Source organism: Parachryseolinea silvisoli, assembly GCF_021190955.1.
Taxonomy (GTDB): Bacteria; Bacteroidota; Bacteroidia; order Cytophagales; family Cyclobacteriaceae; genus Ohtaekwangia; species Ohtaekwangia silvisoli.
On sequence record NZ_JAIOAO010000004.1, the window covers coordinates 100,189 to 115,031 of the forward strand.

Annotated in this window: 12 protein-coding genes; 7 read left to right on the forward strand and 5 right to left on the reverse strand. The window is 51.8% G+C overall.

Going from position 1 to position 14,843, the window contains the following annotated elements; translation table 11 throughout:
• Positions 1-85 precede the first annotated feature (85 nt).
• On the forward strand, positions 86-928 hold the full coding sequence (locus K7P01_RS23445) for a DUF4412 domain-containing protein (protein ID WP_267297018.1): 843 nt from the start codon (positions 86-88) through the stop codon (positions 926-928).
• A gap of 77 nt (positions 929-1,005) precedes the next feature.
• Here the strand turns inward: K7P01_RS23445 and K7P01_RS23450 are convergent, their stop codons facing one another.
• Positions 1,006-2,397: a type III PLP-dependent enzyme domain-containing protein gene (locus tag K7P01_RS23450; RefSeq protein WP_267297019.1), complete on the reverse strand. Its 1,392-nt coding sequence runs from the start codon at positions 2,395-2,397 to the stop codon at positions 1,006-1,008.
• A 346-nt stretch (positions 2,398-2,743) separates the two neighbouring features.
• Here K7P01_RS23450 and K7P01_RS23455 point away from each other — a divergent pair, with 346 nt between their 5' ends.
• Positions 2,744-3,706 carry an arginase gene (locus tag K7P01_RS23455; RefSeq protein WP_267297020.1) on the forward strand — a complete coding sequence of 321 codons (963 nt, stop codon included), beginning with the start codon at positions 2,744-2,746 and terminating at the stop codon, positions 3,704-3,706.
• On the opposite strand, the gene K7P01_RS23460 is transcribed toward K7P01_RS23455, so the two are convergent.
• On the reverse strand, positions 3,707-4,354 hold the full coding sequence (locus tag K7P01_RS23460) for an SRPBCC family protein (RefSeq protein ID WP_267297021.1): 648 nt from the start codon (positions 4,352-4,354) through the stop codon (positions 3,707-3,709).
• 97 nt (positions 4,355-4,451) lie between these two features.
• On the opposite strand from K7P01_RS23460, the gene K7P01_RS23465 reads away from it, so the two are divergent.
• From K7P01_RS23465 to K7P01_RS23480, 4 genes are all read left to right on the forward strand, one after another.
• Positions 4,452-5,429: a deoxyhypusine synthase family protein gene (locus tag K7P01_RS23465; RefSeq protein WP_267297022.1), complete on the forward strand. Its 978-nt coding sequence runs from the start codon at positions 4,452-4,454 to the stop codon at positions 5,427-5,429.
• Between the two features lie 16 nt (positions 5,430-5,445).
• The gene (gene argS / locus K7P01_RS23470) at positions 5,446-7,233 is read left to right on the forward strand and encodes an arginine--tRNA ligase (RefSeq protein WP_267297023.1); all 1,788 of its coding nucleotides are present in this window, start codon (positions 5,446-5,448) and stop codon (positions 7,231-7,233) included.
• A gap of 799 nt (positions 7,234-8,032) precedes the next feature.
• Complete coding sequence (locus K7P01_RS23475; protein ID WP_267297024.1) at positions 8,033-8,995, forward strand: PspA/IM30 family protein; 963 nt, start codon at positions 8,033-8,035, stop codon at positions 8,993-8,995.
• 51 nt (positions 8,996-9,046) lie between these two features.
• The gene (locus K7P01_RS23480) at positions 9,047-10,813 is read left to right on the forward strand and encodes an OmpA family protein (protein ID WP_267297025.1); all 1,767 of its coding nucleotides are present in this window, start codon (positions 9,047-9,049) and stop codon (positions 10,811-10,813) included.
• A gap of 112 nt (positions 10,814-10,925) precedes the next feature.
• Here K7P01_RS23480 and K7P01_RS23485 read toward each other — a convergent pair whose 3' ends face one another.
• The 3 genes from K7P01_RS23485 to K7P01_RS23495 form a co-directional block, all read right to left on the reverse strand.
• A complete protein-coding gene (locus K7P01_RS23485; RefSeq protein WP_267297026.1) occupies positions 10,926-12,842 on the reverse strand; it encodes a beta-1,3-glucanase family protein in 1,917 nt (638 codons plus the stop codon).
• Positions 12,843-13,003: 161 nt separating this feature from the next.
• A complete protein-coding gene (locus tag K7P01_RS23490; protein WP_267297027.1) occupies positions 13,004-13,531 on the reverse strand; it encodes a YceI family protein in 528 nt (175 codons plus the stop codon).
• A gap of 143 nt (positions 13,532-13,674) precedes the next feature.
• Positions 13,675-14,259, reverse strand: a complete 585-nt coding sequence (locus K7P01_RS23495) for a Crp/Fnr family transcriptional regulator (protein WP_267297028.1) — start codon at positions 14,257-14,259, stop codon at positions 13,675-13,677.
• Positions 14,260-14,286: 27 nt separating this feature from the next.
• Here K7P01_RS23495 and K7P01_RS23500 point away from each other — a divergent pair, with 27 nt between their 5' ends.
• Entirely contained in the window at positions 14,287-14,769 is a 483-nt protein-coding gene (locus K7P01_RS23500) for a YkgJ family cysteine cluster protein (RefSeq protein WP_267297029.1), read from the forward strand.
• Positions 14,770-14,843: the final 74 nt, after the last annotated feature.

The window sequence follows — 14,843 nt, forward strand, 5'->3', positions numbered from 1 at the left end:
TCCGGCGCAACGGACAACCTGACTGGCACGGTAATCGTACTACAAGACGCTGGCATAAAACCCCTTTAAAATTTATAAACATCCTATGAAACAACTATTCTTCGCCGCCCTGTTGCTGCTCCTGGTTTTACCCGGTCACGCGCAACTATTCGAAGGCACGATCCGCTGGAAGATGGAAGCTGTGATCACCGATCCGGCCACCAAAGCCAAGATGGAAGAAGCACAAAAGAAAATGAACGACCCGGCTACACAGGCGCAAATGAAAGAGCTGGAAGCAAAAATGAGCGACCCCCAATTCAAGGCGATGATGGACGCAAACCCCCAGATGAAGACACAAATGGAGGCGATGCTCAAGGCAGCGAAAGGTGGTAACATTAATTCGTTCATACCGACGGGGCTTGAGCAAAAGACCAAAAATGGCAACGCACTGACCAAGATGGAAGGTGGTATCATGGCTAACATGGAAATACTCTATCTCAAAGATAAAAATCAATCCTACCGCATCGACCGCGAAAGCAAGACCTATTCGGTATTGCCCAAAGGCGACGAAAATCAGGATGATAAAACCAAGACGCCTGAGGTGAAAGTCACCAAAACAACCGAGACAAAAAAGATCCTGGACTACACCTGTACCAAGTACGTTGCAGAGACCACCTATGAAGGAAAAAAAAGCACGCAGATATTCTGGACGACCACGGCTATTCAGGACTTCGACATGAAGAGTATGGCGCAGCAACGTTTTGGCAACCATCCCCAGCTGTTGTTCTATGAGAAGATCGACGGAGTGCCGTTGCGCATCGAGATGACCGTTCCCGAAGGCAACATGACCATGGAAGTTACGTCTTTGAAGCGCCACGCATTGCCGGCAGCAGACTTCGCTATACCAACAGGATATAAAGAGACGCAGCTGTCGATGTTCGGACGGTAATCCCCGAGAGCATAACAGTAAAAAACAAAGAAGCCCGCATGTATACATGCGGGCTTCTTATTTCTGTTGGCGTTATCTTAATATCCCAATACCTTCAGCATACTCTCCGCAGTCTGCTGCGCAGCAAATAGCCGGGTCGTGATCTCACCGTCTTCGTTGCGGTCGATCAGGACGTGCTGCGGCGCCGGTACAAGGCAGTGTTGAATGCCACCATAACCACCCAGTGATTCCTGGTAAGCGCCCGTGTGGAAGAAGCCGATGTATAAAGGCTCTTCGTCGTTGATCATGGGCAAGAACACCTCGCCCGTGTGAGCTTCCGAGTTGTAATAATCCATGCTATCGCACGTCAGGCCACCCATGTTTACCTTGTGGTAAGGGTCGTCCCACTTGTTGGCAGCCAGTAGCACATACTTCTGGTTGAGGCCCCATGCGTCGGGCAGGTGGGTGATGAACGAACCATCGATCATGTACCACAGCTCTTTGTCGTTCTGCAGTTTCTGATCGATAACATTGTACAGCACCGCGCCGCTTTCGCCCACGGTGTAGCTACCGAACTCCGTGAAGATGTTCGGCACAGGTACGTTGTTCTTATCACAAATCCACTTGATGTTTTCCACGATCTGTTCGATCATGTACTTATAGTCAAAGTGGAACGTAAGGGACGTCTTAATCGGGAAACCACCGCCGATGTCGATCGAGTCGAGCGACGGGCAAATCTTTTTCATTTCGCAATACTTGAAAACAAAGCGGCTCAGTTCGCTCCAATAGTATGCGGTGTCTTTGATGCCCGTGTTGATGAAGAAGTGAAGCATCTTGAGCGACGCCTTTTCGCTCTTCTCAATATTCTCACGGTAGAATGGAAGGATGTCGCTGTAGCGAATGCCGAGACGCGAGGTGTAAAACTCGAACTTAGGTTCTTCGTCGGCTGCGACGCGGATGCCTACCCGGTAGGGGGTCTTGACATTCTTTTCGTATTCTTCGAATTCTCCCATCTCGTCCAGGATCGGAATACAGTTGTGGAAACCGTCGTTGAGGAGGTCGGAGATGTATTGCGTGTACAGCGGCATTTTAAAGCCGTTGCACAAAATGTACGTATCCTTGGTGATCTTGCCTTTGGCGTAGAGAGACCGCACGATGGGAATGTCGAATGCCGACGAGGTCTCCATGTGTACGTCCTCGTTCTTCACGGCTTCTTCCAGAACGAAAGAAAAGTGCGAAGACTTGGTACAGTAGCAATATGTGTAGTTGCCGTTGTATTTGAATTTCTCCAGAGCAGCCTTAAAAAGAGCCTGTACAGAGCGAATATTCTCGCTGATGCGGGGCAGGTAGGTTAGCTTGAGGGGAGTGCCGTATTGTTTGATGATGTCCATCACGGGGACATCGTTAAACAGCAATTCGTGGTCGCGGACCTTAAATTCTTTTTGAGGAAACTCAAAAGTTTGCTCAATCAGTTCGCGGTAGCTCTTCATTTACTCCGTTGTCTGTTAGTCTGTTGAACGTCTTGAAAAGTAATGACTTTAGTTTGGTGCGGAGGGCTTCCTGCGCCGGTCTTTTTATTGTCAGTAGTCTACTACAGGCCGATTGCTGCTGTTGCAACGACCAGATAGTGACGAACGCTCTGGCAAAGGGTGCAATATTGGGATAAATTTGCCATCTTTGCAATAATTCATTTGGAACCCATGGTTAATCGTTTTTCCGATCTGATTGTTCCGGTCTACACCGGTCAGCCCGACCTCTAAGGGCGGACGGAAGCGCGTTTTTTTAACTTATTCCTGCGGTTAACCACTAATTCATAAAACCTTAATAGACATTGTCGTGAAAGAGCTAAAGATCATTGAAGTGAAGTCCGAAATCGGTGCCGGAACCCGCGGCGCGAGCATGGGCGTGGAAGCCATGAAGATCGCCAGCCTCGACCTGCAGTCGGATTTTTTTAAGCAGCACGAGTCCGTAGAAGTAGAGAACGTCAACGAGCTCCTGTTTGACGGCGCCCAACATGCACACGCCAAGTTCATCGACGGCGTCATGATTATGGAAGAGCGCGTTTGCCTGGAAGTATACGAAACCATCTTTGATGAGTTTTTTCCGCTGGTACTGGCCGGCGACCACAGCACCGCCTATGGCACCATTGCCGGCATTAAAAAAGCACATCCCAAAGCACGTCTCGGCGTGATCTGGATCGACGCCCATGCCGACATCCACACACCGTTCACTACCCCGTCCGGCAACATGCATGGCATGGCGCTGGCCATGGCGTGTGGCATTGACAATTATGAGTGTAAGATCAACGACCCGCTCGGCGAGACGCTCGAATACTGGGAGCAACTTAAGAACGTGGGCATGCCCGGCCCGAAGATCTACCCGGAAGACATTGTCTATATCGGTGTACGCGAACTGGAAAAGCCCGAGAACTACCTGTTGAACAAATACAACGTCAACTTTATCGAGATCGAAGACGTGCAGCGCGAAGGCGCGGAAGCCATTGCCCGCAAAGCGTCGGCGATGCTCGACCACTGCGATTATGTTTATGTGTCGTTTGACGTCGACAGTCTCGACAGCCATGTATCGACCGGCACCGGCACACCGTCGCCCAACGGCCTGACTGTAGCGGAAGCAAAGGCGCTTAACACCGAGCTGGCGCGCGACCCCAAGGTTTGTGCCTGGGAGATCGTGGAAGTAAACCCGACACTGGACACAGAAAACCGCATGGCGGAAAGCGCATTCGAGATTCTGGAGGCCACTGCCAAGGCTATTGCCAGCCGCCCCGTATTGGCGGAATAATCATTTTTTATTATTGTAGCGTGACGGATCCTCGAGTAATGCAATGTACTCGCGGATCGTCGTCATCATGTTATTGCGGATGATCGGGTCGGTGATAAACTTGGGTATGCTTCCCGGTTTGGACAAGATGCGATAGGTGGCCTTTGTGCGTCCGGGCGTCAGCCGCTCCAGGCGCCAGCTGCCGGCCAGCTCCAGGCGGGTAACACCTTTACGCACGGGAGCACGTGTAGCGTCGACGTACGATTCGAAGGCAATAAAGAGAATGCCGGGGCCCGGGCTGGAGAGACGATAGATCAGGTAGCTATCCTGGTCGGCGACGGGCCAGGGAATATCGTGGTACGAATATTCGAACCAGGTAGTAGTGTCGCCGCGTTGTTTGTAGATCTTAAACTCGCTCACATGGCTTTGCCATTGCTCAACCAACGTTTGGTCCTGAATAATGCGCAGCCCTTCATATACCGTGTTGTTGAAAAAAAACTCCCCCTTTACTTCGCGGGCCTCTACGGGCGGTGAGACCTTGGAAAATGTAATCCAGCGCTCGTAAATGCTGATATCCCCATCTTTTTTAACCAGTTCAAACCCCTCGTCGTCCTGTGCTTTCGTGGCGAGGGCCATGAAACTACAAAACACCCAAACGTACATCTTCATAAGCTTTTTAATAATTTACCAATCGGGCCGCTGCTTTTCATAACGCGTAAATCCCTGTTTTTCTTAATTTCGCCCCGTAATTTGAATAACACAAGCCATGAGCCAGAACACACCAATATCGTCGTTTATTGAGAAAAACTTTCTGCATTTTAATGCAGCTGCGCTGGTAGATGCCGCCAAAGGCTATAAAAAACACCTTGCCGAAGGTAAAAAAATGATGGTAACACTGGCTGGCGCCATGAGTACCGGCGAGCTGGGCATCAGCTTTGCCGAAATGATCCGCCAGAACAAGGTGCACATCATTTCCTGTACCGGTGCCAACCTCGAAGAGGACATCATGAACCTGGTGGCACATTCACACTACAAGCGCATTCCCAACTATCGCGACCTCACGCCCGAGCAGGAGTGGGGCCTTCTGGAAAACCACCTCAACCGCGTAACCGATACGTGTATTCCCGAAGAGGAAGCCTTCCGCCGTCTGCAGAAGCATCTGTTCAAGGTGTGGAAAGATGCGGAAGACGCGGGCGAGCGTCTGTTTCCGCATGAATTTATGTTCCGCATGATCAACAGCGGCGACTTGAAGCAATATTATGAAATTGATCCGAAGAATTCCTGGATGATCGCCGCCGCAGAACGCAATATGCCGATGGTTGTGCCGGGTTGGGAAGATTCCACGATGGGGAACATCTTCGCGTCGTACGTACTAACGGGCGAGCTGAAGGCCAGCACCATGAAGTCGGGTATCGAGTACATGGTATGGCTGGCAGACTGGTACACAGAAAACGCCGGCAAAGACGGTATCGGCTTCTTCCAGATCGGTGGTGGTATCGCCGGTGACTTCCCGATCTGTGTGGTGCCTATGCTGCACCAGGATCTGGAGCGTACCAACGTGCCCTTCTGGAGCTATTTCTGCCAGATCAGCGACTCGACTACCAGCTACGGGTCGTATTCGGGCGCAGTACCCAACGAGAAAATCACGTGGGGTAAGCTGAGCATTGAAACACCTAAGTTTATTGTTGAATCAGACGCGACCATTGTCGCACCCCTGATGTTTGCCTACATACTCGAGTGGTAGGGCGGGTATCTTTATTATGAACGTAGATCAGTCACTTCGCACAGCGGTCAAACAAGCGGCAGAAGCCCTGTTTGGTCAGCCGCTGTCAGCTATACAACTGCAACCCACAAACGCCGAGTTTGAAGGGTCGCACACGGTCGTGTGTTTCCCCCTCACCAAACTGTCGCGCAAAGGCCCCGAAGAAACGGCACGCCTGGTAGGCGACTACCTGGTGCAACATGCTGGCATCGTAAGCCGCTACAATGTGGTAAAAGGTTTTTTGAACCTGGTCCTGAGCGACCAGGTGTGGGTAGACGTACTGCGCGCAATTGTCGCCAACCCGAATTATGGCCAACTGCCGGACAACGGCCAGGAGATCATGATCGAGTATTCGTCGCCCAACACCAACAAACCCTTGCACCTGGGTCACCTGCGCAACAACTTCCTGGGATGGAGCGTAAGCGAGATTTACAAAAACAACGGCTATACCGTACGCAAGGTACAGATCATCAACGACCGCGGCATACACATCTGTAAGTCGATGGCCGCCTGGAAACTGTACGGCGATGGCGAAACGCCACAGAGCACGAATATGAAGGGCGATCACCTCGTAGGCAAATATTATGTCGAGTTCGACAAGGCCTACAAGGCGCAGATGGCAGCCCTGATCACCAAAGGCGCCAGCGAAGAGGAGGCCTCGAAGCAGGCCCCCATCATGCAGCTGGCATCTGACATGCTGCGCAAGTGGGAGCAGAAAGACCCCGACACGGTTTCTCTCTGGCAAACCATGAACGGCTGGGTGTACGAAGGCTTTAGCGCCACCTATGCCCGCATGGGTGTAGACTTTGATAAACTGTATTACGAATCCGACACCTACCTGCTGGGCCGCGACGAAGTGTTGAAAGGCGTGGAGAAAGGTATATTCTTTAAGAAAGACGACGGCTCTGTCTGGGTAGACCTGACGGCCGACGGCCTGGACCAAAAAGTATTGCTGCGTTCCGACGGCACCTCCGTATACATGACGCAGGATATCGGTACCGCCATCCTGCGCTTCCGCGATTTCCCGAAGATCATGGGTCAGGTATATACCGTGGGGAATGAACAGGAGTACCATTTCAAGGTTTTGTTCCTGATCCTGGGCAAACTGGGCTACGAATGGGCCAAACAATGCTTCCACCTGTCCTACGGCATGGTCGACCTGCCCACCGGTAAGATGAAGTCGCGCGAAGGCACCGTAGTGGATGCCGACGAGCTTATGCAGGAAATGTACGAAGACGCCGAAAAGCAGTCGCGTGAGCTGGGCAAGCTGGACGAGATGAGCCACGACGAAGCGAAACGTCTCTTTGAAATGGTCGGCCTGGGCGCGTTGAAATTCTTCCTGTTGAAAGTAGATCCCAAGAAGCGGATGATGTTTGATCCGCAGGAGTCCATCCAGCTGCAAGGTTTTACCGGCCCGTTTGTACAGTATACTCACGCACGTATCCGCTCCATTATTCGCAAGGCCGAGGGCATGGGCTTACAGGTATCGGCCGGCGACCTGAACGGTGTGACTGCCCTCGAGCCCGCTGAACGCGAAGCGCTGCAGGTGCTGAGTGTATTTGAAAACAAAGTACAGGAAGCTGCCCGCGAATACGCTCCTTCCATCATTGCCAACTACGCCTACGACCTGGCGAAGGAGTACAACAAATTCTATCAGAACATACCGATCTTTAACGAGACCGACACAAACAAGCTGAAGTTTCGCATAGCCTTGTCACAGTCCATCGCCAAATCCATCAAACGCGCGATGCATATGCTGGGCATTGAAGTGCCCGAGCGCATGTAGACTGACATCATTTGATACTATTGAAAAGGCCGCCTGCTCTGGGTGGCCTTTTTGTTTATACAAGGATTTGATCTTAACGGGTTTGCTGGCGCAAGTTTAAGTCCCGAAGGGACGGAACTTGTGACGGCGACTGCTACCAGTCTTAGACTGGCGTGGAGCCGTACCGCAAACACCGCAAGGGCTCATTTACCCAAAAAAACACGTTTGTGTCATGATTTACAGTCTCTTAGGGGGATATTTTGCCATCCAAACCAACCGTTACTATACTATAATTATATGTCAAATTTCCTCATAATGTATATTCTAAACAACTTCCAAGTACTATACTATATTTTTATTTAACGCAACCTTTTCAAAATCTCAACTAAACTGTAACGGCTACGTTTATTCTCCCACGAACAACGCATTAACAAGCACTCAACAACGAACATGACCAGTAACCCCCCCGCTACTTTCTAATTCTCTGCAGAAAGGCATTCTTAGACGGCTGGTTTATTTCCCCTGACGTACCGAACAACAAACGAGGTTTAAAAACTTAAACCAAGTCCTTCTATTGCCTTCACGGAGCATCGCCGAAGAAAGTACACTGCTGTGTCTACTCGGCTTCCCTGATTTCTTCACATAAACCAAAACAACAATGGCTGGGATTTTCAAAAAAGGCCATGGGCCTCCTCGTGGAATTCGCGGAGGACATGGCAACGCATTGGCTATCCGAAAAGATAGCCGGACAACGGCGTGCGAGGCCATGCTTCGAAAGATCAACGACCACATAACCCAAATACAAACAATGGTATAAACTATGGAAACACAATTCTTTCCTGCAGACTCGCAACAGCTTAAGTCGTACTGGAAGCGTCCCGGTGGCAAGTTCGGTACCCTGGTAGGCATCGGCTTACTGGTAGCGGCCGGCTACTATGTATTGCCAGTATTGACCAAGGTCGTATGGAACACGGTAAACTTTGGTATTGCCCTGGCATCGCTGGGTGCATTCCTCTACATGGTCACGCATCGAAAGTTCAGGCTGGGCCTCTTTTACCTCTATGAGATTCTGATGAAGAAGTTCGCGGGCATCGTGATCGAGCTGGACCCCTTCATCATTGCCGAGGACTATATCCGCGACATGACCGACGAGCGCGAGAAGCTATACAAGCAATCGCTCGAAGTCGATGGTCAGAAGGAGAAGATCGATCTCAAGATTAAGGAAAAGGAAAGCGAGATCAATAAGTTCATGACCAAGGCACAAGTGGCGCGCGAGCGAAACATGTTGCCGGAGCTTGGCAACATGACGCGGCAGATCGGCCGACTGAAAGAGTATATCCAACAGCTGACGCCGATCCGGGATAACCTGTCGCGCATTGGTGAGTACCTCACCCGCATTCACCAGAACAGTGCCTACCTCATTGAAGACGCGCGCAATGAGCTGGAGCTGAAGCGCGACCTGTATAAATCCGTCACGTCGGGTAACCGTGCACTGAACTCCGCCCTCAAGATCTTCAAAGGTGACCCCGAGAAGAAGCTGCTGGTAGAACAGTCTATGGAATACCTCAAAGATGACATCGCGGGTAAGCTCGCCAACATGAAAAAGGCCATTACCTATTCGGCCGACTTTATGAAATCGATCGACCTCGACAATGCCACGTATGAAAAAGAAGGCCTTAAAATGCTCGAGTCTTTCAACGGAGAGGACGCTTTTAAGCTTACCACGGGCAATACAACAAAAGAATCGGGTGAAGGCACTGAATTCCAGAACCTCTTAAAATAAACAGTATAATAAACAACGTAACCAACGAACAACAACAAACCTACATTTACCATGGCAACTAAATTAAAATCATCGGGCAAGATCATATTGATTGTTCTTACCCTGGGGCTCATCCTCTTTGGCAAGCTTTACTGGTATGACAAACGTCCGCAGGAAGCAAAGGCTTCACACGACATCGGTCGCGTGGCCTTGCCCGACGCACCGGAAGCCTCGCTTGCGGGTAACGCGATAGCGTTGCCATTACCTTCCCAGGAGGAATCGGTAAACGGTGGTACACGCATCGTGTGGAAGATCATGGCGTGGAACGCGCAGTTCCCCTTGCTCTATGCCAACGGTGGTGCGAACACCACCAAAGGGTCGCTGGCCGATAAGTCCAGGTTGCAGATCCAGATCGTGCGACAGGACGACTGTTTTAAGTCGATTACCGACATCGTCAAGTTCGCGCAGGATTATAAAAACAACCCCGACGCGCCCGGCGTGTTTGCGTCCTTTATGGGCGACGGTATGCCGGCCTTCTTCGCAGCGCTCTCCAAAGAGCTGGAGCCCCTGGGCCCCGAGTATCAGCCGATAGCATTCTATGCCATGGGTAAATCGTACGGCGAAGACCAGTTGATGGGTCCCGTGGAATGGAAAAAAGATCCTGCGTCGGCTGTGGGTAAAACAGTAGCCTGTGTGTTGCGCGACGGCGACATGAACATTCTGCTGAAGTGGGCGGGTGACAACAACCTGAAAGTGAACCCCGACGAAACGACGTATGACAAGAACGCAATCAACCTGATTGCAGCCAACGACTTCCTTGATGCGGCCAACAAATACATCACCGGCTACAAGGAAACCCGCAAGCTCATTCAGGATGGTAAAAAAGTAAGCGAAGAGATCACAGTAGGTGTGGACGCTGTATCGACCTGGACACCGGCCGACGTGAACGTCGCCCAGCAAAAAGGTGGCCTGGTATCCATCGCCACCACCAGGCAGTACTCGTCGCAGATGCCAAACATTACGATCACGATCAAGAAGTTCGCCTACGACCACCGTACCGACATCGAAAACCTGATCATGATGCTGGGCCAGGCGGGCGACCAGGTGCGCTCTTTTACAGAAGCCAAGGTGTTTGCCGCGAAGGTCTCCGCGAAGGTATATGATGAGCAGACGGCCGACTACTGGTTGAAATACTACAACGGTATTACCGAGAAAGACCGTCAGGGTAACATGGTGTCACTGGGTGGTTCCATGGCCTTCAATCTGCAAGACGCTGCGAACATGTTCGGCCTGGGTAAAGACGGCATCGACCGCTATAAAATTGTATACACCACGTTCGGTGACATACTTTCCAGGATGTACCCGGAATACATGGCCACGTACCCGGCGTACGCTACTGTAGTGGACAAATCATTCCTACAGTCGGTGTTGGTCAACCATCCCGAGCTCCTGGAAGGTCAGGCGTTAAAGCAGACCTACTCGGCGGAGATCACGACGGAGGTATCGTCGCGTACGTACGAAATCCAGTTTGAGACCGGAAGCGCCGTGATCAAATCTGCTTCGTACCAGGTGCTGGACGAGATTCTGAGCAGCTCGGTGGTGGCCGAAGGCCTGAAAGTAGGCATCTACGGTCACACCGATAACACCGGTAGCATTGCCGTCAACCAGGAGCTGTCAGAAGCTCGCGCGGCGGCGGTAAAACGCTACCTCGTGAGCAAAGGCCTGACCGAGCAGCGTATCGAGTCGAAAGGCTTTGGCCCCGCCAAACCGATTGCTGATAACGCTACGGCTGCCGGCCGCGCCAAGAACCGTCGTGTGCAAATTGTATTGGGTGAATAAGGAAACCGGATCAAACACAAGAATGAATGAAACAGAAAGGCCGTCCCCTTGGGGACGGCCTTATTTGTCTGCCGAAGCCTTTGCGAAGGCAGATCCAGGTTCAGGTTTATGATTATTCTTTAATGATTTTCTCTTTGCGTATCGTCAGATCGTGATGTTCGACAACGACGATGTGTATGCCGGGCTTCAGTTGCTGCACAGAGATCGCGCTACCGGGATTCTCCACAGCCATTATTTTTTGGCCGTCCACGGCATAAATACTCACGCGTTTTACAGTTTCAGCATGGTGTATCGACAGCAGGTCGCGCACAGGGTTGGGCGATAGCACGACTGCATTCTCCTCACGCAATGTTACCGTAGCGGCTGTCTTGTTTTCGGCCTGGCTTCGCGCGCTGACGGCAGCGGTACTGGCGACAGTAATATAGTTCAGGTTGAAGCCACCCGTGGTGGTGGCAATGCCGACGGAGTATGTACCGGCAGGCAATGTTACGTCGTGTGACACATTCGCCCAGTTCTGCCAGCCCCCGGTGTTAGGAACTGTCACCGTGCCCAGTTGGGTGGCGCCGGCATCTTTTTCGAGCTTAAGCGTGGTATTGCTGTTAGGCGATGCCACCCGGTATGTAATGCGGTATGTACCGGCCTGGGGTATCGTAATGTTATAGGCCAGCCAATCGCCTGCGTCGATCCAGCCGACGTTCAGACCGCCGCCAGCGTCGGTGGTGGCTTCCGTTTGAACGCCCGCCATGTAGGCCCACGATTCTGCCTGAATCACCGTGCTGAACCCGCCGCCCGTTGTGCCGGCGAAACCACCGATGGTAACGGTAGCACGTATAGGCGAAGAAGCATTGATCGTCGATGACCGGTCGAAAGCATCATCATAGCAGAAGCCGTACGAGAATCCTTCGTGGCTGATATCAGTACCGTGCCAGAATTTAGAATACCAGTTGTAGGGCGACGTGCCGTAATATCCGGAAGCAGGAGAGAAGTCCTGCGTGGCACCGGTGGCAAGATTGAGATTGATAGCATGGCGGTTGATGGCGGCACAGATTTGTGTCTGTACGGCCTTGTCCAATCCACTGCCCGCGGCCAGTGAGCCGCTGCCTTCCAACGCTTCGATGGTGGTAGGCTTGCGCGTAATGGTCGCGATCGCCCCGTCGGAACTGCGGGTGAATGTAAAGGTCTGTCCGGATACGCGGCCGCGCCACGTGCCGACGTCGCCGCCGTTAAACACCAGGTCGCCGGAAGTATACTTCGACCAGATCGCATCGATATACCCGCCGAGGTAATTACCCTGCGCACCGCCGGGCGCAAAGGCCGGGGTTTTGGAAGGGCAATGAATAATGCCTTTGGTGGCATCCAGACAGCTGGCAAAGGCCGCGGGAGCGGTGGATTGCCACTGCGCCAGAATGTCGGCATGCGTTTTCAGCTCGCCCACTTTTTTGTAAAAGCCATTGTTGCCCCACACCTCCAGGCCCATGGGATATTGATAGGCATCGACACGCGTCGTGTTGGCCCATAATCCATTGGTGGCATTGGCCAGCTCGATAATCTCATAGCGAACACCCTGGTTGGGATCATTGGGGTTGGCCAGGTTCGGTGCAGCGTAACCGCCCGTGGCGCCGAAGAAATATAGATATAACTGAGAGTTGAACGCGATCAGGATCCGGCATCCAACAATGCCGGGTACTTGAATGGTTTTGTTCGGGATCTCACTGAGGCGTGCAAAGCAATTAGCATACTTGCCATTGCCTCCCGGCCCCTGGTCGCCATTGTTTACGGGCCCCTGCACAGTATTGTCTGCCGTGCTCATCGTCCGCACCGCGCCGGTACGCGTGTCGATCCATACGTGATTGTCGTTGATGATACCCACCACGGCCACATACACATTGGCATCGGCGTAAGCCGAGCGGTTGTTCAGCGTGAAAGGTATCGCGGCCTGACTCCAGGCCTGTTGTGCATACAGTATAAAGGTGATAGCAATGATCGCGGGCAGACGGAAATTCCATCGGCGGTGTAGTAAAGTGTTCATAAACGTTGTGGTTTTCGGGTGCAACACAAAGCTACGGGAATAGCCACAGGAACACCGGTCGACTGATTGAACGGTACCGCTCAGTTATTAAAAGGCAGAAAAAACAGAAGCCACCTCAAAAATATGAGATGGCCTCTGCTATTTATACCTTCTATGAGCTCTTAGCTCTTCGCTACTTCCACGTTCAGGTGCAGTTTAACATCGTCACCTACGACCATGCCACCGGCTTCCGTCAGGGCGCTCCAGCTCAAGCCGAAGTCTTTCCGGTTGATCTTGCCATTCAGCTCGAAACCAGCTTTGATATTGCCCCAGGGATCTTTCATGATGCCGCCGAACTCAACGTCGAGGACAACAGACTTTGTTACGTCGCGTACGGTCAGGTCGCCAGTCAGTGAATAGCTCTCGGCAGATTTTTTCTTCAGCACACCGTTCTTGAAAGTAATAGTCGGGTGTTGTGCAGCAGCAAAGAAGTCGTCAGACTTTAAGTGGCCGTCGCGGTCAGCCTGGTTGGTATCGATGCTGTCCACGTCCAGGCTGAACTGTGCTTTTGCACCGTCGAAGTTCTCGCCGTCAGCTTCGATGCTACCCGAGAATTTTTTGAAAGCACCCGTTACGGTAGAGATCACCAGGTGTTTTACTTTGAATTGTACCTCGCTGTGGGTAGGATCGATGTTCCAGATAGTTGCCATAATCTTTAAAGTTTTTATTGTGTTTGAATGTTTTTCCGTCGTTTTGACAATACAAAGGTAGCCGCTCTCCCAACAGAGATTGCTTGACATAGAACAAGAAAGAATGGATAGTTTATTGAACTAGGTTAAGATCGGGGGTGTCGTCACGACTTTTCCATCAGCCGACGGCGCACCTTACTGAGGAATTCGGGCGTAATGCCCAGGTAGGAGGCAATGTACTTCTGGGGCACGTATTGCTCCAACGACGGGTATTTTTCACGGAATTGCAGGTAACGCTCGTCGACCGTGGCTGAGTAACTCTGGATAATTCGGTGTTGCTGAGTAATAAGCGAGTTCTGGAAAATAATGCGAAAATAGCGCTCAAAACGCGGCACACGCTCCAATAACTGCTCCATACTGGCCTTGGGCAGCAGCCATACCTCGCTGTCGGCCAGGCCCTTGGTCGTGTAAATAGACGGGACCTGTTTGGTAAAGCTGTGCAGGTCGCCCGTCCACCAGCCCGTTGTGGCAAACTGAATGACGTGGTCGACATCCTCCTTATCCGTAAAATAGGTCATCAGGCAACCGGCGTTAACAAAGATAAAACACCGGGTAGGCTCGCCTTCCCGCTCGATCATCTCGCCCTGCCGTACCCGTTGGGGCAGCAGGAGGGAGGTAAAAAAGGCGGTTTCGTCATCGGTCAGGGTGACATGGCGCTGAATGGCGGAAAGAATCGTAGCCGTGGTCATGGACGGTAAAAATAATAACTTTGCGGAATGGATGTAGAGCGGTTTCGTGAGCAGGCAAAAAAACGCGCCCCCGAGAACAAGAAGTTTCTGCAAGGGCTAAAACGCAAGGACCCCCGTCTGGTGGACGACCATTTCCACCAGGCCCACGAAGAGGTCTTCGAAACGCTCGATTGTCTGACCTGCGCGAACTGCTGCAAAACCACCAGCCCCATCTTCTACCAGCACGACATTGAGCGTGCCGCCAAAGCGCTGCGCATGAAGCCGGGTGACTTTGTGGAGAAATACTTGCGGATAGACGAAGACAAAGACTACGTATTACAAACGGCGCCGTGCCCCTTTCTGGATCACGAAAATTACTGCAGCATCTACGAAGACCGGCCCAAGGCGTGTCGCGAGTACCCGCACACTGACCGCAAGAAGATGGTGCAAATTTTGGAATTAACCTATAAGAACACGCTGGTATGCCCCGCGGTGTTGGAAATGACGGAACGTCTGAAGAAGATCTTTTAAAACAGACGCTGCGCGAAGTGGTTACAAATCTCCGCGCAGCGTATCTGTTAGCTGTTGTTTTCTTGTGTTATTCT

Coding starts and splice junctions, on each gene's coding strand:
- K7P01_RS23490 (WP_267297027.1), bottom strand. CDS start 13,531: ATGGCAACTATCTGGAACATCGATCCTACCCACAGCGAGGTACAATTC.
- K7P01_RS23450 (WP_267297019.1), bottom strand. CDS start 2,397: ATGAAGAGCTACCGCGAACTGATTGAGCAAACTTTTGAGTTTCCTCAA.
- K7P01_RS23480 (WP_267297025.1), top strand. CDS start 9,047: ATGGCAACTAAATTAAAATCATCGGGCAAGATCATATTGATTGTTCTT.
- K7P01_RS23445 (WP_267297018.1), top strand. CDS start 86: ATGAAACAACTATTCTTCGCCGCCCTGTTGCTGCTCCTGGTTTTACCC.
- K7P01_RS23485 (WP_267297026.1), bottom strand. CDS start 12,842: ATGAACACTTTACTACACCGCCGATGGAATTTCCGTCTGCCCGCGATC.
- K7P01_RS23475 (WP_267297024.1), top strand. CDS start 8,033: ATGGAAACACAATTCTTTCCTGCAGACTCGCAACAGCTTAAGTCGTAC.
- argS (WP_267297023.1), top strand. CDS start 5,446: ATGAACGTAGATCAGTCACTTCGCACAGCGGTCAAACAAGCGGCAGAA.
- K7P01_RS23495 (WP_267297028.1), bottom strand. CDS start 14,259: ATGACCACGGCTACGATTCTTTCCGCCATTCAGCGCCATGTCACCCTG.
- K7P01_RS23500 (WP_267297029.1), top strand. CDS start 14,287: ATGGATGTAGAGCGGTTTCGTGAGCAGGCAAAAAAACGCGCCCCCGAG.
- K7P01_RS23465 (WP_267297022.1), top strand. CDS start 4,452: ATGAGCCAGAACACACCAATATCGTCGTTTATTGAGAAAAACTTTCTG.
- K7P01_RS23460 (WP_267297021.1), bottom strand. CDS start 4,354: ATGAAGATGTACGTTTGGGTGTTTTGTAGTTTCATGGCCCTCGCCACG.